General features: G+C 68.9%; 19 protein-coding genes. 3 read left to right on the top strand and 16 right to left on the bottom strand.

Features of this window, described 5'->3' with window-relative positions; genetic code table 11:
* Positions 1 to 2: 2 nt before the first annotated feature.
* The 11 genes from GOAMR_RS02070 to hrcA form a co-directional block, all read right to left on the bottom strand.
* On the bottom strand, positions 3 to 806 hold the full coding sequence (locus GOAMR_RS02070; RefSeq protein WP_005182148.1) for an isoprenyl transferase: 804 nt from the start codon (positions 804 to 806) through the stop codon (positions 3 to 5).
* 87 nt (positions 807 to 893) lie between these two features.
* Complete coding sequence (gene recO, locus GOAMR_RS02065) at positions 894 to 1,655, bottom strand: DNA repair protein RecO (protein ID WP_005182146.1); 762 nt, start codon at positions 1,653 to 1,655, stop codon at positions 894 to 896.
* Between the two features lie 27 nt (positions 1,656 to 1,682).
* On the bottom strand, positions 1,683 to 2,615 hold the full coding sequence (gene era, locus GOAMR_RS02060; RefSeq protein ID WP_005182143.1) for a GTPase Era: 933 nt from the start codon (positions 2,613 to 2,615) through the stop codon (positions 1,683 to 1,685).
* On the bottom strand, positions 2,612 to 2,947 hold the full coding sequence (locus tag GOAMR_RS02055; protein ID WP_005182142.1) for a cytidine deaminase-like protein: 336 nt from the start codon (positions 2,945 to 2,947) through the stop codon (positions 2,612 to 2,614). Before GOAMR_RS02055 ends, era begins: the two co-directional genes overlap by 4 nt.
* The gene (locus GOAMR_RS02050) at positions 2,947 to 4,305 is read right to left on the bottom strand and encodes a hemolysin family protein (RefSeq protein ID WP_083836809.1); all 1,359 of its coding nucleotides are present in this window, start codon (positions 4,303 to 4,305) and stop codon (positions 2,947 to 2,949) included. Before GOAMR_RS02050 ends, GOAMR_RS02055 begins: the two co-directional genes overlap by 1 nt.
* A gap of 44 nt (positions 4,306 to 4,349) precedes the next feature.
* Entirely contained in the window at positions 4,350 to 4,928 is a 579-nt protein-coding gene (gene ybeY / locus GOAMR_RS02045; RefSeq protein WP_005182140.1) for an rRNA maturation RNase YbeY, read from the bottom strand.
* Positions 4,925 to 5,971, bottom strand: a complete 1,047-nt coding sequence (locus tag GOAMR_RS02040; RefSeq protein WP_005182139.1) for a PhoH family protein — start codon at positions 5,969 to 5,971, stop codon at positions 4,925 to 4,927. Before GOAMR_RS02040 ends, ybeY begins: the two co-directional genes overlap by 4 nt.
* Positions 5,972 to 6,095: 124 nt before the next feature.
* Positions 6,096 to 6,887: an alpha/beta hydrolase family protein gene (locus GOAMR_RS02035; protein ID WP_005182138.1), complete on the bottom strand. Its 792-nt coding sequence runs from the start codon at positions 6,885 to 6,887 to the stop codon at positions 6,096 to 6,098.
* Between the two features lie 13 nt (positions 6,888 to 6,900).
* A complete protein-coding gene (locus GOAMR_RS02030) occupies positions 6,901 to 7,650 on the bottom strand; it encodes a 16S rRNA (uracil(1498)-N(3))-methyltransferase (protein WP_005182136.1) in 750 nt (249 codons plus the stop codon).
* A 4-nt stretch (positions 7,651 to 7,654) separates the two neighbouring features.
* The gene (gene dnaJ, locus GOAMR_RS02025) at positions 7,655 to 8,803 is read right to left on the bottom strand and encodes a molecular chaperone DnaJ (protein ID WP_005182126.1); all 1,149 of its coding nucleotides are present in this window, start codon (positions 8,801 to 8,803) and stop codon (positions 7,655 to 7,657) included.
* An 84-nt stretch (positions 8,804 to 8,887) separates the two neighbouring features.
* Entirely contained in the window at positions 8,888 to 9,922 is a 1,035-nt protein-coding gene (gene hrcA, locus GOAMR_RS02020; RefSeq protein ID WP_005182124.1) for a heat-inducible transcriptional repressor HrcA, read from the bottom strand.
* A 162-nt stretch (positions 9,923 to 10,084) separates the two neighbouring features.
* On the opposite strand from hrcA, the gene GOAMR_RS02015 reads away from it, so the two are divergent.
* A complete protein-coding gene (locus tag GOAMR_RS02015) occupies positions 10,085 to 10,540 on the top strand; it encodes a type II toxin-antitoxin system VapB family antitoxin (protein WP_005182121.1) in 456 nt (151 codons plus the stop codon).
* A 24-nt stretch (positions 10,541 to 10,564) separates the two neighbouring features.
* Here the strand turns inward: GOAMR_RS02015 and GOAMR_RS02010 are convergent, their stop codons facing one another.
* A complete protein-coding gene (locus tag GOAMR_RS02010; protein ID WP_005182119.1) occupies positions 10,565 to 13,786 on the bottom strand; it encodes an acetyl-CoA carboxylase family protein in 3,222 nt (1,073 codons plus the stop codon).
* A 169-nt stretch (positions 13,787 to 13,955) separates the two neighbouring features.
* On the opposite strand from GOAMR_RS02010, the gene GOAMR_RS02005 reads away from it, so the two are divergent.
* A complete protein-coding gene (locus GOAMR_RS02005) occupies positions 13,956 to 14,915 on the top strand; it encodes a phosphotriesterase family protein (protein ID WP_005182116.1) in 960 nt (319 codons plus the stop codon).
* Between the two features lie 42 nt (positions 14,916 to 14,957).
* On the top strand, positions 14,958 to 16,466 hold the full coding sequence (locus GOAMR_RS02000; RefSeq protein WP_005182114.1) for a class I adenylate-forming enzyme family protein: 1,509 nt from the start codon (positions 14,958 to 14,960) through the stop codon (positions 16,464 to 16,466).
* A 115-nt stretch (positions 16,467 to 16,581) separates the two neighbouring features.
* On the opposite strand, the gene GOAMR_RS01995 is transcribed toward GOAMR_RS02000, so the two are convergent.
* The 4 genes from GOAMR_RS01995 to GOAMR_RS01980 are packed head-to-tail and all read right to left on the bottom strand — an operon-like array spanning position 16,582 to position 20,516.
* Positions 16,582 to 17,265, bottom strand: coding sequence for a TetR/AcrR family transcriptional regulator (locus tag GOAMR_RS01995; RefSeq protein WP_040514111.1), 684 nt, complete (start codon positions 17,263 to 17,265; stop codon positions 16,582 to 16,584).
* Positions 17,266 to 17,305: 40 nt separating this feature from the next.
* On the bottom strand, positions 17,306 to 18,352 hold the full coding sequence (locus GOAMR_RS01990; RefSeq protein ID WP_040514087.1) for a phosphotransferase family protein: 1,047 nt from the start codon (positions 18,350 to 18,352) through the stop codon (positions 17,306 to 17,308).
* A gap of 51 nt (positions 18,353 to 18,403) precedes the next feature.
* Positions 18,404 to 19,678, bottom strand: coding sequence for an acyl-CoA dehydrogenase family protein (locus GOAMR_RS01985; RefSeq protein ID WP_005182106.1), 1,275 nt, complete (start codon positions 19,676 to 19,678; stop codon positions 18,404 to 18,406).
* A 28-nt stretch (positions 19,679 to 19,706) separates the two neighbouring features.
* Entirely contained in the window at positions 19,707 to 20,516 is an 810-nt protein-coding gene (locus tag GOAMR_RS01980; protein ID WP_005182103.1) for an SDR family oxidoreductase, read from the bottom strand.
* Positions 20,517 to 20,546 lie beyond the last annotated feature (30 nt).

The raw sequence follows: 20,546 nt of genomic DNA, 5'->3' as shown, positions 1-20,546 counted from the left end.
CGTCACTTCTTGACCCCGCCGAAGCGCCGGTCGCGTTCGGCGTATTCCAGGCACGCGGCCCACAGGTCGCGGCGATCGAAATCGGGAAACAACTTCTCCTGGTACACCATTTCGGCGTACGCCGACTGCCACAGCAGGAAGTTGGAGATCCGCTGCTCCCCCGACGGCCGTAGGAACAGATCCACGTCGGGCATGTCGGGCTCGTCGAGGTATCTCGCGAACGAGGCCTCGGTGATCCGTTCCGGGTCGATCTCGCCGCGTGCCGCCCGGCGCGCGATTTCCCTTGCGGCGTCGGCGATCTCGGCCCGACCACCGTAGTTGACGCACATCGTCAGCGTCATCACGGTGTTGCCGGCGGTCAGTTCCTCGGCCACCTCGAGTTCGCGGATCACGCTGCGCCACAACCGGGGCCGACGTCCGGCCCAGCGCACCCGCACCCCCATCTCGTTCATCTCGTCGCGGCGGCGGCGGATCACATCCCGGTTGAAGCCCATGAGGAACTTCACCTCGTCGGGGCTGCGCGACCAGTTCTCCGTCGAGAAGGCGTACGCCGACAGCCACTGCACCCCGAGCTCGATGCAGCCGCATACCGCGTCCATGAGCACGGCCTCGCCCCGCTTGTGTCCCTCGGTACGCGGCAGGTCGCGGTCCTGGGCCCAGCGGCCGTTGCCGTCCATGACGAGCGCGACATGGCGGGGCACGAACTCGGCGGGGATCGCGGGAGCCACGGCGCCGCTGGGATGCGGGTCGGGCGGCCGGACCTGCCTCACGGGTTCAGTCACCCGCCGCCCCGGACGTAACGCCATCTTCTCGGCTCCTCTCCTGGCGTCCTAAACCCCACCGATAGCCGTCACCATCGCAATAATTGACGTGCCGACCCGTATCGGTGGGGTTTACGACGGCTCGGACCCCACACTATGCGGCGCCGACCGTTCGATGAGCGGCAGGGTTCGCAGCTGCCGCTCCAGATGCCACTGCAGATGCGCCGCGGTCAGCCCGCTCGCCTGCCGGCGCACCGAATCACCCACCCCGGCGGTGGCCTCCCAGTCGCCCCGGTACAGCGCCTCCATCAACTCCAGTACGCCTGACGCCGGCGTCGCGGCACCGGGCGGACGGCACAGCACGCACACCGCCCCGCCCGCGGCCACGTGGAACGCCCGGTGCGGCCCGGGACGCCCGCAGCGCGCACACTCACCGAGCGAGGGCATCCACCCCGCATACGACATCGCCCTCAGCAGGAAGGCGTCGAGGATCAGTTCCCGCGGCCGCCGGTCCTCGGCGAGCGCCGACAACGCCCCCACGGTCAGCTGGTGCAGCCGCGCCGCGGGGGCACGTTCCTCACCGGCGAGCCGCTCGGCGGTCTCGACGATCGCGCAGCCGGTGGTGTACCGGCCGTAGTCGGCGGCGAGTTCGTCGCAGAACCCGTGCAGCGTGTGCGCCTGGGTGATCGTGTCCAGGTTCCGGCCCGGATACAAGTGCAGGTCGACGTGCGCGAACGGTTCGAGCCGGGCCCCGAACTTGGACCGGGTACGCCGGATGCCCTTGGCGACCGCCCGGACCAGTCCGTGCTCGCGGGTGAGCAGGGTGATGATCCGGTCGGCCTCTCCCAGCTTGTGGGTGCGCAGCACCACCGCCTCGTCCCGGTAGAGCCGCACGGCTCAGAGTCCCCAGCGCCGCACGGCTCAGAATCCCATGCGCCGCAGCTGTTTGGGGTCGCGCTGCCAGTCCTTGGCCACCTTGACGTGCAGGTCCAGGTACACCTTGGTGCCCAGCAGTTTCTCGATCTGCGTGCGGGCGACGGTGCCCACCTCCTTGAGGCGGGCACCCTTCTTGCCGATGATGATGCCCTTCTGGCTGTCACGCTCGACGTACAAGATGGCGTGCACGTCGACCATCGGCGGCTGGTCGTCGCGGCGGTCCTCGCGGTCGATGACCTCCTCGATCACCACCGCCAGCGAATGTGGCAGTTCGTCGCGGACGCCTTCGAGGGCGGCCTCACGGATGAACTCGGCCATCAGGACCTGTTCGGGTTCGTCGGTCAGTTCCCCGTCGGGGTAGAAAGCCGGGCCGGGTTCGACGAGCGAGACGAGCAGGTCGCTGAGCACGTCGAGCTGTTTGCCCGACTTCGCCGACACCGGCACCACCTCGCTGTCGGGGCCGAGCAGCTCTGCCAGCGCGATGAGCTGCTCGCCCACCTTGTCGGGGGTGACCCGGTCGATCTTGGTGACCACACCGAGAACCGTTGTGCGCGGGGCCATCTCCCGGACCTGCTTGACGATCCAGCGGTCGCCCGGGCCGATCGGTTCGTCGGCCGGGATGCACACCCCGATCACGTCGACCTCCGAATAGGTGTCGCGCACAAGATCATTGAGCCGCTGCCCGAGCAGGGTGCGGGGCCGGTGCAGGCCGGGGGTGTCCACCAGAACAAGCTGGGCGTCGTCACGGTTGACGATGCCGCGGATGGTGTGCCGGGTGGTCTGCGGCCGGTTCGAGGTGATCGCGATCTTCTCACCGACGAGCGCGTTGGTGAGCGTGGACTTGCCCGTGTTGGGCCGGCCCACGAAACAGATGAAGCCGGACCGGAACTCCCCGGACGTCGGTTGCGGACCGGTCATCGCGGTGCCACCTCCGTCACCACGGTTCCCGCCGGATCGGTGATCAGCGTGTACGCGGCCGGGCTGATCTCGGAGACCAGCTCGAGCCCCGGATCCCCCTCGTCGCCGCCGACGATCACCGCCGCCTCGAACGCCCGCGCGCCGCTCGACAGCGCGGTGGCCGCCGCCACCTGCAGCGCGGTGAGCGTGAGGGCGGCGGTCGTCACCGGTGCACCGGCATAGGTCCGGCCGTCGCCGTCCCGCACCGCGGCGCCCGAGCCGGCCTCGGCGCGGGCGAGCGCGCCCCGGGCCAGCACGATCAGTTTCTCATCCTCCGGGACGGGTGTGCTCATCACTGTTCCTTGCTGTCTACGCGATCGCTGCGGGAGTCGGCCTCGGCAGCCTCCCGGGAACGCTCCTGATCGGTGGTGTCGTCGGAGTCGGGTGCGTGCACGCGGCTCACCAGAACTGTGGTGATGCGTTGGCGTCCCTGATGATTCGGTCCGCCCTCGGCCGTCAGCAGCAGCCCCTCGGCCTCCACCTGGGCGCCGGGCAGCGGCACCCTGCCGAGCTTGAGACCCACCAGACCGCCGACGGTCTCCACCTCGTCGTCATCGATGTCGAGGTCGAACAGTTCCCCGAGATCCTCGACAGGCAGGCGGGCCGAGACCCGGTACTCGCCCTCGCCGAGTTCCTCGATGGGCGCGACCTCGTCGGTGTCGTACTCGTCGGTGATCTCGCCGACGATCTCCTCGAGCACGTCCTCGATGGTGACCAGCCCGGCGATGCCGCCGTACTCGTCCACCAGCAGCGCCATGTGATTGCGGGTGCGCTGCATGTCGGCGAGCACCTTGTCGAGCGGTTTGGAGTCGGGGATGAACTCTGCCGGCCGCATCAGCTCCGACACCAGGACCGGGGATCCGGGGACGAACTGGTCGGTCGGCCGGATTCCCACCGGACCACCCGAGGCGGTCAGCGAGTGGGCCACCAGGTCCTTCAAATACACCACGCCGAGGATGTCGTCGGGATTCTCCCCGATTACCGGTATCCGTGAATGTCCTGATCGCACAGCCAGATTCGCCGCCTGCGTCACGGTCTTGCCGGCCTCGATCCAGATCATCTCCGGACGCGGAACCATCACCTCACGGGCGTTGGTGTCACCGAGATCGAACACCGACTGGATCATCCGGCGCTCGTCGGCGGCCACCACACCGCTGGCCTCGGCCATGTCGACCACCTCGCGCAGCTCCACCTCCGTGGCGAAGGGGCCGTTGCGGAATCCCTTGCCGGGGGTGAGCGCGTTGCCGACCAGGATCAGCAGCCGGGTGATCGGCTTGAACAACACCCCGAGTGTCTGCAGCAGGAACGCCGACGCCAGCGCCAGCGAGTAGGCGTGCTGGCGGCCGAGGGTCCGCGGTCCCACCCCGACGGCCACATAGGAGATGACCGACATCGCGGCCACCGTCACCAGCAGGCCCCAGCCGACTCCGAGGCCGGAGTCGGTGAGCACCACCGCGATCAGGGCGATGGCCGTCGCCTCGCACGCCACCCGAAGCAGGACGGCCAGTCCCACGTAGACGCCGCGGGCGTCGAGGATCTTTTCCAGCCGCGCGGCGCCGGCCCGCTTGTCCTTGACCAGGTCCTCCACCCGGGCCGCCGAGACGGTCGACACGGCGGCGTCGATGGCGGCGAACACTCCGCCGACCCCCATCGCGATCACCGCCGCGACGACCAGCCATAAGTCGCCGGGCGCGCTCACCGCCGGTCCTCTTCTGTGGACTGGCCGGCGGGGGCGCCGTCGGCGCCCGAGGTGAAGCCGATGTTGTTCAGCAGCCGGTCGTCCTTGGCGGACTGCCGTGCGCGTTGTGCCACCCGGTGCCGTTCGGCGTAGAACTCGTCGATGATCTTGGCCTGCAGCCCGAACATCTCGCGTTCCTCGTCGGGTTCGGCGTGGTCGTAGCCGAGCAGGTGCAGCACGCCGTGCACGGTCAGTACCGACAGCTCGTGCTCGAACGAGTGCCGGGCCTCCTTGGCCTGCCGGGCCGCGAACTCCGGGCACAGCACGATATCGCCGAGCAGCGCCGGTCCCGGTTCGGAGCTGTCGGGTCTGCTGCCCGGCACCAGCTCGTCCATCGGAAAGCTCATCACGTCGGTGGGCCCGGGCAGGTCCATCCACTGCACGTGCATGTCGGCCATCGTGTCCAGGTCGACGCACAGCACCGACAACTCGGCCGCCGAGTTCACGTCAAGGGCTGCGATGGCGAACCGGGCCGCGTCCAGGATCAGCTGGTCGGGCACCTCGACGCCCGACTCGTTGGCGAATTCGATGGTCATGGGCGCCGTCCCTGATTTGAGGCGCGTCGCGCCGCACGATTGCCCGACAGCTGCGACTCGGCCCGGCCGTAGGCGTCGACGATGTCGGCGACGAGCCGGTGCCGGACCACGTCGGCGCTGGTGAGCTGGGAGAAATGGATGTCGTCGATGCCGTCGAGGATGCGAGTGGCCGCGGCCAGTCCGCTCTGTGAGGCACCGGGCAGGTCAACCTGGCTGATATCGCCGGTGACCACGATCTTGGAGCCGAAACCCAGCCGGGTCAAGAACATCTTCATCTGCTCGCCGGTGGTGTTCTGCGCCTCGTCGAGGATGATGAACGAGTCGTTGAGCGTGCGCCCGCGCATGAACGCCAACGGTGCCACCTCGATGACCCCTGCCTCCATGAGCTTGGGAATGTTCTCCGGGTCCATCATGTCGTGTAGCGCGTCGTACAGCGGCCGCAGGTACGGGTCGATCTTCTCGCTGAGGGTGCCGGGCAGGAAGCCGAGCCGCTCCCCGGCCTCGACGGCGGGCCGGGTCAGGATGATGCGAGTGACGGCCTTGGACTGCAGCGCCTGCACCGCCTTGGCCATCGCCAGATAGGTCTTGCCGGTGCCGGCGGGGCCGAGCCCGAACACGATGGTGTGCTTGTCGATGGCGTCGACGTAGTGCTTCTGGTTGAGCGTCTTGGGCCGGATCGTCTTGCCGCGCCGCGACAGGATGTCGAGCGAGAGCACCTCGGCCGGCGAGTCACCGGTGTTCTGCGACAGCATCGACACGCTGCTGCGGACGAGATCCGGGGTCAGCGGGGTGCCGCGCCGCACCAGGTCGAGCAGTTCGGTCAGCACCCGCTCGGAGCCGGCCACATCCGCGGGGGCACCACTGAGCGTGACCAGGTTGCCGCGGACATGGACGTCGGCGGGCAGCAGCTTCTCGAGTGCGCGCAGGTTCGCGTCGTTGGTGCCGAGCAGAGCGAAAACTACGTCAGGAGCTATTTCGGTGGTCGACGTGACCGCAGACGGCCGGTCGGTGTGTCCGGACGAATCGGGGTTGTCGTCACTCACGTACTGAATCACTCCTTGAGAATCTGCTGCGAAGAATCTGTTGCTGTGCGGCACTGACGAAGGCCAGTCTAACCCCCGTCAACGCACAACCCGGACTCAATATCGGCGCTCAATAGCGGCGTGCTCAGATACCGAGCACACGTGCGGTTTCCCTGTTCGCGCGGCTGCGCGGATCACAGAACGCGCTGTGTCCCTCACCGGGAACCACCACCAGTTCGGCGGACTGCCCGCGCTCGGTCATCAGCTCGACGTAGCGCCGGCTGACGATGAGCGGGATCGCCTCGTCGTCGGCGGTGTGGATGGCCACCACGTGCGCGCCGAACGGTTCCTGCGCCGACGGCGACGCCTCGCGGTACAGGTGCGGCGCATCCTCGTACGGCCTGCCGATCAGGGCCTGGACCGACTCGCTGCCGCCCCGGGCCGCGGCCTCCAGGTTCAGCGCCGCGGACTGGGCGACCACCGTGCTGATGGTGCAGTTACGGGTCCGCGCGCCGAGCTGAGCCGTCGACCAGACCGCGAGCTGACCGCCCGCCGAATGCCCCACGACGGCGACCTGCGACCAGTCGACCCGCAGGGCGACCCGCGCGTCGAGCGCGGCCAGGACGAGGTCGTCGAGCGCTTTGATCGCGGCGAGCACGTCGCGCCCGGTGCCCGGCCAGCCGCCGCCCGGTTCACCGACCCGCCGGTACTCGATGCTCCACACGAGCGCGCCCAGCTCGGCGTACTGCCGGGCGATGGCCGACTGGATGGTCAGCGAGAACTCATCGGACCAGTAGCCGCCGTGGATCAGCACGATCGGCCGGAGGCGCCGCGTCCCGTCGCCCGCGTCGGCGGCGTGGTAGAGGTGCCCGAACTGCGACGGGGCGTCGCCGTAGACGACCTTCACCCGGGTGACGGGTGTCCGGTCCGCGCTCATCGGCGTTCCTCTCTCATCTGGGCCACCTGGGTGTCATGACCCCGATCGCGCCCAGCGCGACGGCCGCCGCGGTGGCGGTCCGCAGCACCTCTGGGCCCAGCAGGACGGCAATGGCCCCGAGCGCCGTCAGATCCGCCAGCTCGGTCTCATCGATCCCGCCCTCGGGGCCGACGACCAGCACGATCTCCTTGGCCGAGGCCAGCGGCAGCGATGCGAATCCGGTGGTGGCCTCCTCGTGCAGCACTGCGACGACCCCGCCCGCGGCCATCACGGCCGCGCACCGGGACCGCACGTCGGTGGTGCCCGCCAGGTCGGTGATCTCCGGGACCCAGGCCCGCCGGGCCTGCTTGGCGGCCGCCTCGGCGGCCTGCTCCCACTTGCGGATCCCCTTGTCGGACTTGCCGGTCCAGCGCGAGACGCACCGGGCGGCCTGCCACGGCACGATACGGTCGGCGCCTGCCTGGGTGGCCAGATCGACGGCCAGCTCCGAACGTTCGGCCTTGGGTAGCGCCTGCACCACCGTCACCGTCGGCCGCGGCCGGTCGGCGTAGGTGAAGGTACGGACCACGGCGCGCAGTTTGTCCTTGCCGGCGACATCGACGACCTCGCAGTCGCCCACGGATCCGCGGCCATCCCCGACCCGGATCGTCTCGCCGACGCGCACCCGCGCGACGGTGACCGCGTGCCTGCCCTCCGGCCCGCTCAGCAGTACCTCGGCACCGGCGGACGGCACCGAGTCCACCCAGAACAGTGGGGCGCCCATCGGGTCAGCGGGCCGCGAACGCGTTGCGCAGGCGCGAGAAGAAACCGCCGGGCGCGGTCGCGACCGACGCGTCGACGACGGCCGGTTCGACACCGCTCAGGTCCTGGAACGCCCGCAGCGCGTCGGCCTGGGCCGCATCGAGCCTGGTGGGCACCACCACGTCCAGGTGGGCGTGCAGGGTGCCCCGGACACCGGTATTCAGGTGCGGCATGCCCTGGCCGCGCACCTTGACCACGTGCCCGGGCTGGGTTCCCTGCGGGATGGTGATCTTCACCGGATCACCGAGGATCGACTCGACCGTGACCTCACCGCCGAGAGCGGCGTCGGCGATCGGGACGGTGACGGTGCAGTGCAGGTCGTCCTTGTCGCGCACGAACACGTCGTGACGTTTCTCGGCGATCTCGACGTACAGGTCACCCGCGGGACCACCGCCGGGCCCGACCTCGCCCTGGCCGCTGAGGCGCACCTGCATGCCGGCCTCGACACCCGCCGGGATCTTGACGGTCATGGTGCGCCGGGACCTGACGCGCCCGTCGCCGCCGCACTTGCCGCATGGATCGGAGATCACCTCACCGACACCGTGACAAGTGGGGCATTCGCGCACAGTCATCACCTGGCCGAGGAAGGAACGCTGCACGGCCTGGATCTCACCGGCGCCGTGACAGATGCCGCAGGTCACCGGCTTGGAGTCACCGGCAGTTCCGGCGCCCTTGCACTGGTCGCACAGGATCGCCGTGTCGACGGAGATCTCCTTCTGCGCGCCGGTGGCGCATTCGGCGAGGTCGAGTTGCACGCTGACGAACGCGCGCTCACCGGGACGGACCCGGCTCTTGGGGCCGCGGCTGCCGCCGAACCCGCCTCCGCCGCCGCCGAAGAACGCCTCGAACACGTCGCCGAGGCCACCACCGGCGAAGCCGCCCCCGAAGCCGCCAGCGCCCGGACCGGCCAGTGGGTCACCGCCGGCGTCGACGATGCGCCGCTTCTCCGGATCGCTCAGCACCTCGTAGGCGGTGCTGACCTCTTTGAACTGCTCCTCCTGGCCCGGATTGACGTCGGGATGCAGTTCGCGTGCCTTCTTGCGATAGGCGCGTTTGATCTCCTGATCGCCTGCGTCCGGAGAAACCCCCAGGATTCCGTAGTAGTCACGTGCCACGGTTGTCTTCGCCCTCAGTTCTTACACAGTTGTCTCGGTGCCCGGCATGCGGAAGGGCCCGGATGTCTCCGCGCCCCGGCCGGGTCACCGCTCGGCGAGTACCTCGCCCACGTATTTCGCAACGGCTGCCACCGATGCGATTGTTCCTGGATAGTCCATCCGTGTGGGGCCGAGCACACCCACTCCGCCGAACACGGTTCCCGATGCACCGTACCCGGTGGACACGACGGCGGTGCCCCGCAGGTTCTCCGTCTGCGTCTCCTCACCGATCTGCACGGTGACCCCGCCCACCTGCTGGGTGTGGGCGAGCAGCTTGAGCACCACCACCTGCTCCTCGAGGGCTTCCAGGACCGAGTCCATGCCGCCGAGCAGTGGGGTGAAATCCGAGGCCGACCTCGCCAGGTTGGACGTGCCGCCGAGGATGAGCCTGTCGTCACCGCGTTCGACGAGCGTCTCCACCAGCACGGTGGCCACCCGGACCACGTGCTGGCGGATATCGTCGGGCGCCTGGTTGGCCAGTTCGGCCACGGCCGCCGACGCCGCCTCCAGGCGCTGACCGTGCAGTGCCGTGGAGAACATGTCGCGCAGCCGGGAGCTGTCCTGTTCGTCGATGTCGCAGGAGAGGGTCACCATGCGCTGCTCGACCCGCCCGTTGTCGGTGATGACCACCAACAGCAACCGCGACGGTGAGAGGGAGACCACCTCGAGGTGGCGGACCGTCGCCGCCGACAGCACCGGGTACTGGATGATCGCGACCTGCCGGGTGAGCTGGGCGAGCAGCTTCACCGACCGGCGCAGCACGTCGTCGAGGTCGACGCCCGAGTCGAGCACCGACAGGATGGCGCGGCGCTCGGCCGGGGAGAGCGGTTTGACCTCGCTGATGCGGTCGACGAACAGCCGGTAGCCCTTGTCGGTGGGGACGCGACCGGAGCTGGTGTGCGGTTGCGCGATGTACCCCTCGGCCTCAAGGACGGCCATGTCGTTGCGGACCGTGGCGCTGGACACGCCGAGCTTGTGGCGGTCCACCAGGTTCTTCGACCCGACCGGCTCCTGGGTGGAGACATAGTCGGTGACGATCGCACGCAGGATCTCGAACCGCCGATCATCGGTTACCGACACCGCACCAACCTCCTCGCCCTGCCTCGCCGAACCGCTCCGGCCGCACCCGGCCGGAGCGCAGCCAGACCTCCATCTTACGAAACGGCACCAGCACCGCCGGTTACGTACACTCCCCAGTGACCGGGCAACCGTGACCGAGACGAGGAAGGAGCACAGGGCGCAATGATCTTCAAACGGGTTCGGGACGGTAAGCCGTATCCCGACCACGACGTGTCGGGGCGGACCTGGGCCAGCATCCCGCCGCGTCAGTTCCGGCTCGACGAACTGTCCACCACGACGACGGTGCTCGCACTGGACCGGCTGCTCAGCGAGGATTCGACGTTCTACGGGGACCTGTTCGCGCACGTCGTGAAATGGCAGGGCGAGCTGTATCTGGAGGACGGGCTGCACCGTGCGGTGCGGTCGGCGCTGCGGAACCGGAACGTGATCCACGCCCGGATGCTCGACCTCGACGCCTTCGACCCGACCAATGGCCCGGTCGAGGAGCAGATGCGCGAGGCCGACACCGGTCCGGTGGTCCGTCCCCCACGCGCCGCCCCGGCGCAATCGCGCGCAGAGCAACTGCCCGCGTCCGACAAGCGCCGCATCCGCCGCGGCTGGCAGACACCCAACTGGTGACCGCCGGGCCGCCGCGGCCGGTGGTCACCGCTCGCCGCGGCGGGCGAGCAGCCGAATCCAGTCCCGGGAGGCAGCGGGGTCGATCACGTCATCGATCTCGTAGGTGGTTGCCGCGTACAGCGCCTTGCCCCGCTCGTAGGCCAGCGCCACCAGGTTCGCGAACAGCGCGTCTCGTTCGGCCGGATCCGCCGCCTCGAGTTCCTTGCGGAAACCGAGCCGCACCGCCCCTTCCAGGCCCATCGGCCCCACTTCGCCGGTCGGCCAGGCGACGGTGAACTCGGGGGCGTGGAACGAACCGCCGCCCATCGCCATCGCCCCGAGCCCGTAGGCCTTGCGCAGGATGATCATGCCGAACGGCACGGTCAATCGGGCCCCGGCGACGAACATGTTGCCGAAGCGGCGCACCGTCGCCTCGGTCTCCGAATCCGGACCGACCATGAATCCCGGTGTGTCACAAAGCATCACCAGAGGGATCCGGTGACCTTCACACAGCTGCAGGAAGTCGGCGGCCTTGTCGGAGGCCTCGGCATCGATGGCGCCGCCCAGATGCAGGCTCGAATTGGCGACGACGCCGTAGGCCACCCCCTCGACACGGATCAGCGCGGTCACCACACCGACGCCGTAGTCGCGCCGCAGTTCGAGCACCGAGCCGGTGTCGGCGATCGCGTCGATGACGGCGCGGACGTCGTAGGCGCGCAGCCGGTTCTCCGGCACCACATGACGGGCGTGCCTCGGGTCCGGGGCGGTCCAGTCGGCCACCGGCCCCTGGAAGTAGGACAGGTATCTGCGGGCCACGTCCACCGCCTCGGCCTCGTCTTCGGCGACGACGTGCACCACCCCACCCCGCACCTGGATGCCGATCGGGCCGATCTCCTCGGGCCGGTGCCGGCCGAGGCCGCCGCCCTCGATCATCGCCGGACCGCCCATCCCGATGTTCGCGTCGGGGGTGGCGATCAGGACGTCGCAGGCGCCGGCGAGCGCGGCGTTCCCGGCGAAGCAGCGGCCGGAGACCACCGCGACGGTCGGCACCACGCCCCGCAGCCCGGCGATCGCGCGAAAGGTGTTGAGGTCCAGCCCGAATGCACCGTTGGCGTCGGTGTCGCCGGGGCGCCCGCCGCCTCCTTCGGCGAACAGGACGAGCGGGATCCGTTTGCGCCGCGCCACCTCGAGCAACCGGTCGGTCTTGGCGTGGTTGCGCATGCCCTGGGTGCCCGCGAGCACGGTGTAGTCGTACGACATCACCGCCGTGGTGGCCGCGTCCGTGCCGTGCACATCGGCACCCACTGTGGCGACGCCCGCGACGAATCCGTCGCCGGGGGTGTTGGCGATCAGATCCTCCTCCGACCGCCTGCTGCGCTGGGCGGCCAGCGCCAGCGCCCCGTATTCGACGAAGCTGCCCTCGTCGATCAGATCGTCGATGTTCTCCCGCGCGGTGCGGCGCCCGGCCGCGTGCCGTTTCGCCACCGCCTCGGGGCGGGCCGCGTCGGTGGTCTTGTGGCGGCGGTCGAGTGTCTCGGCGAGATCGGGCCGGATGTGGTCGAGGTCGAGGGCGGCGACGGCCGAATCCTGCCCAGCCGCATCGGCCACGTGGGCGACGGCGAGCGGATCCCCCGCCCGCACGGTCGCACCGGCCGCCACCAGCGACTCGATGATCGTCACCGGCTGCTCCGCCATGACCACATGCTGCATCTTCATCGCCTCGAGCACGGCCACCGGATCACCCGCGGGCACCGTCGTCCCGCCGACGGGGGCTTCGACCACGACGCCGGTCAGGTGCGCCCGTACCACTGTGTCACCGGTCGCGGCGTCGACGACGGGTTCGGGTCGCGACGCCGGCGCAGCCGCCGCGATGTCCCCGATCCGCCGCTGCAGGTATGCCGTCGTCACCGGGCCGGAGGTGAACTCGCCGTCGACCAGGACCGACTGCAGCGCAGCGATATTCGTCTCCACCCCGGAGATCGTGAAGTCGGTGAGGGCACCGGCGGCCTTGCGGCAGCACGCGCCGAAGTCCGCTCCCCGGGTGTGCACGATCACCTTGGCCAGCAGCGAGTCGTAACGCGCCCCGATCGCCAGTCCCGGCCGACCGAAGGTGTCGACCCGGATGCCCGGGCCGGTCGGCGGGCAGAAGCCGGTGAGCGTTCCCGACGATCCGAGCACCTCACCGTCGGCGGACATCGTCTCGGTGTTGACCCTGGCCTGCACGGCGATGCCCCGGGCTGCGGCGGGTGTCCCCGACACCGATCCCGGTCGCGCCGAAACTCCTTGCGGCAAGGATAGTTCCGCTATTCCCGCACCGAGCGCGATCCGCAGGCCCGCCTCCACCAGGTCCACCCCGGCCACCTCCTCGGTGACGGTGTGCTCCACCTGGATCCGCGGGTTGACCTCCAGGAAGACGAACCTGTCACCGGCAACCAGGAACTCGACGGTCGCCAGACCCCGGTACCCGTTGCGGGCACACAGGTCGGCCGCCGCCCGGTGCAGCGCGGCCCGCAGTTCGTCGGCGAGCCACTGCGCGGGGGCGACCTCGATGAGCTTCTGCCGCCGGCGCTGCACGCTGCAGTCCCGGTCGCCGATCGCCACGGTCACCGTCTCGCCGTCGGCCCCGGGTGCCGCCACCACCTGCACCTCGATGTGACGTGCCTCGGGCAGCAGTTCCTCGGCGAACAGGTCGCCGTTGCCGAACGACGCCCGAGCCTCGGCCGCGCACATCCCGAACGCCGCGGACACCTCGCCGGCGGCGGTGACCGGCCGCATGCCGCGGCCACCCCCACCGGCGACGGCCTTGATCATGATGCCCGCGGGGTGGGCCACCAGAAACGCGGTCGCGGCGGCCTCGTCGATGCCGGACGCGGTGGCGGCCAGCACCGGAACCCCCGCGTCGACAGCCGCGGCGCGGGCACTCACCTTGTCGCCGAAGGTGCGCAGCACCCGCGGATCGGGCCCGACGAACGTCAGGCCAGCGTCGGCACAGGCCACGGCGAAATCGGCGTCCTCGCTGAGGAATCCATATCCCGGGTGCACCAGATCCGCGCCGTGGGCCCGGGCGGCGGCAACCAGCGCGGCCCGGTCGAGATAGGCGGACGGACCCGAACTCTCCAGCGCCACAGCCGTTGTCGCGGCGGTGACGTGCGGCAACCCCGCATCGTCGGCCGCGTAGACGGCGACGGTGTCCATCCCCAGTTCGGTTGCGGTGGCGATGATGCGCAGCGCGATCTCACCCCGGTTGGCCACCAGTACCCGCGACATCCGTTCTCCTCATCTGCTCCGCTGGGTGACGGTCCGCCACCCTTGAACTTGAAATCAGCCTCAACTAACATTCCAGTCTAGTGGGTGACTTATGTCACTCGCCCGGATCATCATCCGTAGCACCCACCTTCGGGGCACTGTCGCCGACCAGATAGAGGGTTCTCCACAAATGAGCACAGTTCAGACCGTCACCGGTTCCATCGACTCCGCCGACATGGGCAAGACCTTTGTCCACGAGCACATCTTCGTCCTCGGCGAGGAATACCGGCAGAACTACCAGTACGACTGGGACGAGGAGCAGAAGATCGCCGACGCGGTCCGTGACCTCAACGAGCTCAAGGGCCTGGGTATCGACACGATCTTCGATCCCACCGTCATCGGCCTCGGCCGCTACATCCCGCGCATCCAGCAGATCGCCGCGCAGACCGACCTCAACATCGTCGTCGCCACCGGCCTGTACACCTACAACGAGATCCCGTTCCAGTTCCACTACAGCGGCCCCGGACTGCTGTTCGACATTCCCGAGCCGCTGGTCACCCTGTTCACCCGCGACCTCACCGAGGGCATCGCCGACACCGGCGTGCGCGCGGCCTTCCTCAAGTGCGCCATCGAGGAGCAGGGCCTGACCCCGGGCGTGGAACGGGTGATGCGCGCCGTCGGCCAGACCAGCGCGCAGACCGGCGCCCCGATCACCGTGCACACCAATCCGCACACCCAGTCCGGACTGGTCGCCCAGAAGATCCTCGCCGAGGAGGGTGCCGACCTCACCAAGGTCGTCATCGGACACTCCGGCGACTCCACCGACCTCGACTACCTGATGAAGGTGGCCGACGCCGGTTCCATCCTGGGCATGGACCGCTTCGGCCTCGACGTGCTGCTGCCGTTCGAGGACCGCATCAACACCATCGTCGAACTCGCCAAGCGCGGCTACGCCGACCGCATGGCCCTCGCGCACGACGCGTCCTGCTTCATCGACTGGTTCGACCCCGAGGCCAAGGCCCAGACCGTGCCCAAGTGGAACTTCCGGCACATCAGCGAGGACGTGCTGCCGGCGCTGACCGAACGCGGCGTCACCGACGAGCAGATCACCACGATGCTCGTCGACGTTCCCCGCCGCTACTTCGAGTGAGCCGTACGCTCCCCACACACAGCTACACACCAAGGAGTCATCGTGGCCAATCCTGTTGCCGCACTGTGGCGTAACGCCGAAGAAAGCCCCGACCTGGTCGCCGTCCGCGACGGTGAGCGCACGCTCAGCTACTCCGGTCTCCGCGACCGGATCGCCTGCCGCGCCCGCGAGTTCTCGGCGCTGGGCGTCAAGCCCGGCGACCGGGTCCTGTTCATCGCCCCCTCCGTGCCCGAGTTCGTGGTCACCTATTACGCGCTGCACACCGTGGGAGCCACCGTCATCACCATGAACGTGATGTCGACGGTGCCCGAGATCGACTACGTCGTCGACGATTCGGGACTGACGACGATCGTCGCGTGGCACGCGAGCGCCGAGGCGGCTGAGCATGTCGCGCGGGCCCGTGAGCTGCCGTTCGTCGAGGTCGGCGCGTTCGAGAACGATCCCGACACGCCCGCCGCCGACGCGGTGGCCGCGGGCTACGTCGAGCGGGACGAGGACGACGAGGCGGTCATCCTCTACACCTCCGGCACCACCGGCAAACCCAAGGGCGCCGCGCTGACCGTCAGCAACCTGAACTCGGTGCCGACCTCGTTCCACTCGGCGCTGGCGCTCGAGGCGGGTGAGCGGTGGGCCACCGCGCTGCCGCTGTTCCACTGCTTCGGTCAGGCCGTGGTGATGCACAACGCGCTCACCTGGAAGGGCACCCTGTCGCTGCTGTCCCCGTTCGCCCCCGACGTGTTCATGGACCGCTTGCGCGACGAGCACATCACCATCGCGTGCGGTGTGCCCACCATGTGGAACGCGATGCTGCAGGCCGCCGGTGACCGGCAGGCGAGCGATTTCGCGGATCTGCGCCTGGCCTGTTCGGGTGGCGCGTCCCTGCCGGGTGAGGTGCTGCGTGAGTTCTCCGAGCGGTTCGGGTGCACGATCCTCGAAGGGTACGGGCTCACCGAGACCGCCGGAGCCACCACGTTCAGCGACCTGAACGAGGGCCCCAAGGTCGGCACCATCGGCAAACCGCTGCCCGGCTACACCGTCGAGATCCGCGACCCCGACGGCAACGTGCTGCCCGCCGAGGCCGTCGGTGAGGTGTTCATCCTCGGGCCGTCGGTGATGAAGGGCTACTGGAACCGGCCCGACGCCACCGCGTCGACGCTCCAGGACGGCTGGCTCGCCACCGGAGACCTCGGATCCACCGACCCCGACGGCAATATCCGGATCGTCGACCGCAAGAAGGACCTGATCATCCGCGGCGGGTACAACGTGTACCCCAAGGAGGTCGAGGAGGTCCTGTACACCCACCCCGACATCGTCGAGGTCGCGGTCATCGGTGTGCCCGACGATCACTACGGTGAGGAGATCGCCGCAGCCGTCGCCCTGCGCCCCGGCGCCACCGGTGACAGGGATACCTTGCGCGCCTGGTGTAAGGAACGGCTCAGCGCCTACAAGGTCCCGCGCATCATCGTGTTCGTCGACGCCCTCCCCAAGGGTTCGACAGGCAAGATCCTCAAGCGCGCCATCGACATCGACGCCCTCACCTCCGCCACCTGACCTCCGGTCTCAGGGATCAAGACAGCTTGATCCCTGAGACCGAAACGACGAAGGAGCGAGGGTCTCGAAGGGTCCGGCGACCATTCGCCGCCTGACGCAACCAGCACGAGACCCGTCAGCCGGCCCCATCCGGCCGGCGCATACCGATGGCGTTGGCCCACAGTCGCGTCGCCGTGGCCACCAACTGATCGATGTCGGCTCCCGAACCGAGCGCGAACGCCTGATAGGCCATCCGCGAGACCATGCCCGACAACGCCTCGGCCGCCGACTTGGCATCGATGTCGGGATCGGCGAGACCACGCTCCTGCAGGCGGGCTATCTGACGGGCATTGCGCTCGGAGAACGCACTGCCGCGCATCAGGCGCTGCTTGCGGAACTCCGGGCTGTTGGCGGTGACCTGTTCCAGGACAAGCCGCAGCCTGGCGTTGCGGCGGTACGCCTCGAAGTACGCGCGGTTGGACGCCTCCAGCACCGCGATCGGGTCGGCGTCGTCATCGAGGTGCGGATAGCCGGGGTGCAACATGTCCTCGTGCGCCTCGCTGAACACGGCGTCGAGGATCTCTTCCTTGCTCTGGAAGTACGTGTAGAACGTTCCGGTGGAACAGTTGGCCTCGGCAGTGATGTCGGTGAGCCGCGATTCCTGGAACCCGTCCCGCTCGAAAACGCGGCGCGCGGCGGCGACCAGGGCATTCCTGGTTCGCTCGCCGCGCGCGGTCACGGGCTGTTTGGGCTTGTCCACCGACTGCCCTGCCAGCGACGGCAAAGGCCGCGTCGGTTCCGGCGCGCTCTGCGTTGTCATATCGGACATCATCTCAGTCCCCGCCCGTTATGAGAAACGCTCAGATTCCGGCAGCGTCGGCAACATCGAGTGCTGCTTCAAGCATCGAGTCGACGACGGTGTTGGTGGGCACGCCGCCGGCGGCCCGGTTCGACGCGTTGTCCTGCACCCGCTTGAGGATGCCCTGGGCGATGATCGCCACCTTCCACAGCCCGAGCGCCTGCCAGTACTTGAGCGCCTTCGGGTCGCGGCCGGTGCGTTCGACGTAGTCGGCGGCCAGCGTCGCGTGGTCGGGGAAGCCGTCGAGCAGTTCGACCGGCGCCGCGCTGAGCTGCGGCCCACCCCGCGAGGGCCAGTAGGCCAGGGTGCTGCCGATATCGGCGAGCGGGTCACCGAGCGTCGACAGTTCCCAGTCGAGCACCGCCTTCACCCGCGCGGCGGCCGGGTCGACCATGATGTTGCGGATGTGGAAGTCACCGTGCACGAGGCGCACCTCGGTCTGCGCCGGTGCGTTCGCCAGGAACCGCCGCGTCAGGTCATCGACGGCCGGGATGTCACGCGTCTTGGACTTCTCCCATTGCGAACTCCACCGTTTGATCTGACGCTCCGCGTACGGCTTGTGGCTGGCCAGGTCGGACAGCCCGACGGCGTCGAGGTCCACCTCGTGGATCTTGGCCAAGGTGTCGACCATCGACTTGCCGATGGAACGCCGCTGCTCCACACTCAGCGCCTCGGCCACCGGCAGACCGTCCAGGACGGTGGCCTCGACGTATTCCATCACCACCAGCGGGGCGGGACTCACCGCAGTGTCGGTGCACACCCCGTGGACGTGGGGCACGGGCACCGGCGTATCCGCGAGCGCCGACAGGATCCTCGCCTCGCGCACCACGTCGTGTGCCGACGCGAGGAGGTTGCCCACGGGCGGGCGCCGCAGCACCCACCGTGAGTCCCCCGCGGCGAGCAGATAGGTGAGGTTGGATTGCCCGATACCCACCCGGGTCACCGTCACATCGTCGGGAATGTCGATCGCGTTGCCGCGCGACCATTTCCCGAACTCCGCCGGATCCAGTTCCGGAATCGTGGCCAATCCTGCCGAACTATCGCTCACCGCGTCTCCCCATCATGATCACTTCCCACCTGTGTCCCCTACGGTGCCTGCTCAGTAGCGCGCCGACAAGACGTCGTCGGACACACCCGGCACCGTTTCGGCCTGCGCCTTGACGTACGGACGCAGTTCGCGCCGCGCGATGGCGCGCTTGTGCACCTCGTCGGGTCCGTCGGCCAGCCGCAGGGTGCGCAGGTGCGCGTAGAACGCGGCCAGCGGCACGTCGTCGGTCACGCCCATGCCGCCGAACACCTGGATGGCCCGGTCGACGATCTTGAGGGCCACATTCGGGGCTGCGACCTTGATCGCGGCGATCTCGGTGGCGGCCTGCTTGTTGCCCACGGTGTCCATCATGTGGGCGGCCTTGAGGGTCAGCAGCCGCACCATCTCGATATCGATGCGCGCCTCGGCGATCCAGTCCTGGATGTTGGCGCGGTCGGCGAGCGGGGCACCGAAGGTGGTCCGCGAGACGGCGCGCGCGCACATCAGGTCTAGCGCGCGTTCGGCCATGCCGATGGCGCGCATGCAGTGATGGATGCGGCCCGGTCCGAGCCGTGCCTGCGCGATCGCGAAACCTTCGCCCTCGCCCTTGAGCACGTCCGTCAGCGGCACGCGCACGTTGTCGAAGATCAGCTCGCCGTGACTTTCGCGGTCGACGTAGCCGAAGACGTTGAGGTTGCGCAGGATCGTCAGACCGGGGGCGTCGGTGGGCACCACCATCATCGACTGCTGGCGGTGGGTGGGCGCAGTCGGGTCGGTCTTGCCCATCACGATGAGCACCTTGCAGTCCGGGCGAACCGCGTTGGAGGCGAACCACTTACGGCCGTTGAGCACGTACTCGTCGCCGTCGCGTTCCATCCGCAGCTCGACGTTGGTGGCGTCCGAGCTGGCGACGGCCGGCTCGGTCATCGCGAAGGCCGAGGCGATCTCACCGTCGAGCAGCGGCTTGAGGTACTTCTCCTTGTGCTCGTCGGTGCCGAAGAGGGTGAAGACCTCCATGTTGCCGGTATCGGGGGCGTTGCAGTTGAACACCTCCGGCGACCACGGCACGCGGCCGGTGATCTCGGCCAGGTGCGCGTACTCGAGGTTGGTCAGGCCGGGACCCCATTCGGCGTGGGGGTGGAACATATTCCACAGTTCCGCGGCCTTGGCCTTCTTCTTGAGGTCGAGCAGGATCTGCGGGGTGGCGTGCGGGCTGCCCTGCGCGGCCAGCTCACGCATCTGCTCCTCATAGACGGACTCATTGGGGTAGATGTTCTCGTCCATGAATGCGAGCAGCCGCTGCCGGTAATCCTCGGCCCGTTCGGACGGTTCGAAAAGTGTGTTCACGTCGTCTCCCGATCTCCTCAAGTGGTGTTCAGTTGTCCATCAGTGTGTTCTGGTAGCGCTGCATGCCGCGCAACCAGCGGTCATAGTCGGATCCCTTGTGCCGGTACATATCCAGCACCTCCGCGTGCGGCAGGATCAGGAAGCGTTCGTCAGCGATCGCGTCGAGGACCGCGGTGGCCACCTCGTCGGTGGTGAGCACCCGGCCGGCGCTGGTGACCGCGCGCTGCATCAGCGCCTCGTCGGAACCAGCGGGCGCCTGCTCCTTGGGCCGCAGCAGGTTGGTGTCGACACCCATCGGGCACAGGCAGCTCACCTTGACTCCGCGCGTGCCGTAGGTGGCGCTGAGCCATTCGGCGAAGCCGACGGCGGCGTGCTTGGTGACCGAGTAGGTGGCGGACCCGAGCTGGGTGAGCAGACCCGCCGCCGACGCGGTGCTGACAAAGTAGCCACCGCCGCGTTCGACCCACCCCGGTACGAGGCGGCGGGCGGCGCGCACATGCGCCAGGATGTTGACGTTGAGCGCGGCGTCCCACTGCTCGTCGGTGGCCTGCAGTCCGGGGCCGCCCCCGATGCCCGCGTTGGCGAAGTAGTAGTCGACCGGCCCGAAGGTGCTCTCGGCGAGCGTGACCACCTCCTCGATGTGGTCGTCCGAGCCCGCGTCGCCGGAGGCGAAGGCCACGGTATCCGACGGCAGACTCGCCGCGACCCCGGCGACCGCATCCTTGTCGATATCGGTGAGGACCACTTTGGCGCCGCCTGCCACCAGCGCCCTGGCCAGACCCGCCCCGATTCCGCCACCTGCTCCTGTGATCACAGCTACTTTGCCGTCAACCTGCATGACGCAACCGTAGTTGAATCCACCTTCAAG

This window comes from Gordonia amarae NBRC 15530 (assembly GCF_000241345.1).
In the GTDB taxonomy this organism is placed as follows: Bacteria; Actinomycetota; Actinomycetes; order Mycobacteriales; family Mycobacteriaceae; genus Gordonia; species Gordonia amarae.
Note: the sequence above shows the minus strand (reverse complement) of the source record. Positions and strands in the feature narration are given on the sequence as shown.

What these genes read in the sequence shown, in the direction of transcription:
- GOAMR_RS02070 (WP_005182148.1), bottom strand. Translation starts at nt 806, where the DNA reads ATGGCGTTACGTCCGGGGCGGCGGGTGACTGAACCCGTGAGGCAGGTC.
- era (WP_005182143.1), bottom strand. Translation starts at nt 2,615, where the DNA reads ATGACCGGTCCGCAACCGACGTCCGGGGAGTTCCGGTCCGGCTTCATC.
- GOAMR_RS02055 (WP_005182142.1), bottom strand. Translation starts at nt 2,947, where the DNA reads ATGAGCACACCCGTCCCGGAGGATGAGAAACTGATCGTGCTGGCCCGG.
- GOAMR_RS02050 (WP_083836809.1), bottom strand. Translation starts at nt 4,305, where the DNA reads ATGGGGGTCGGCGGAGTGTTCGCCGCCATCGACGCCGCCGTGTCGACC.
- ybeY (WP_005182140.1), bottom strand. Translation starts at nt 4,928, where the DNA reads ATGACCATCGAATTCGCCAACGAGTCGGGCGTCGAGGTGCCCGACCAG.
- GOAMR_RS02035 (WP_005182138.1), bottom strand. Translation starts at nt 6,887, where the DNA reads ATGAGCGCGGACCGGACACCCGTCACCCGGGTGAAGGTCGTCTACGGC.
- GOAMR_RS02030 (WP_005182136.1), bottom strand. Translation starts at nt 7,650, where the DNA reads ATGGGCGCCCCACTGTTCTGGGTGGACTCGGTGCCGTCCGCCGGTGCC.
- GOAMR_RS02015 (WP_005182121.1), top strand. Translation starts at nt 10,085, where the DNA reads ATGATCTTCAAACGGGTTCGGGACGGTAAGCCGTATCCCGACCACGAC.
- GOAMR_RS02010 (WP_005182119.1), bottom strand. Translation starts at nt 13,786, where the DNA reads ATGTCGCGGGTACTGGTGGCCAACCGGGGTGAGATCGCGCTGCGCATC.
- GOAMR_RS02005 (WP_005182116.1), top strand. Translation starts at nt 13,956, where the DNA reads ATGAGCACAGTTCAGACCGTCACCGGTTCCATCGACTCCGCCGACATG.
- GOAMR_RS01995 (WP_040514111.1), bottom strand. Translation starts at nt 17,265, where the DNA reads ATGACAACGCAGAGCGCGCCGGAACCGACGCGGCCTTTGCCGTCGCTG.
- GOAMR_RS01980 (WP_005182103.1), bottom strand. Translation starts at nt 20,516, where the DNA reads ATGCAGGTTGACGGCAAAGTAGCTGTGATCACAGGAGCAGGTGGCGGA.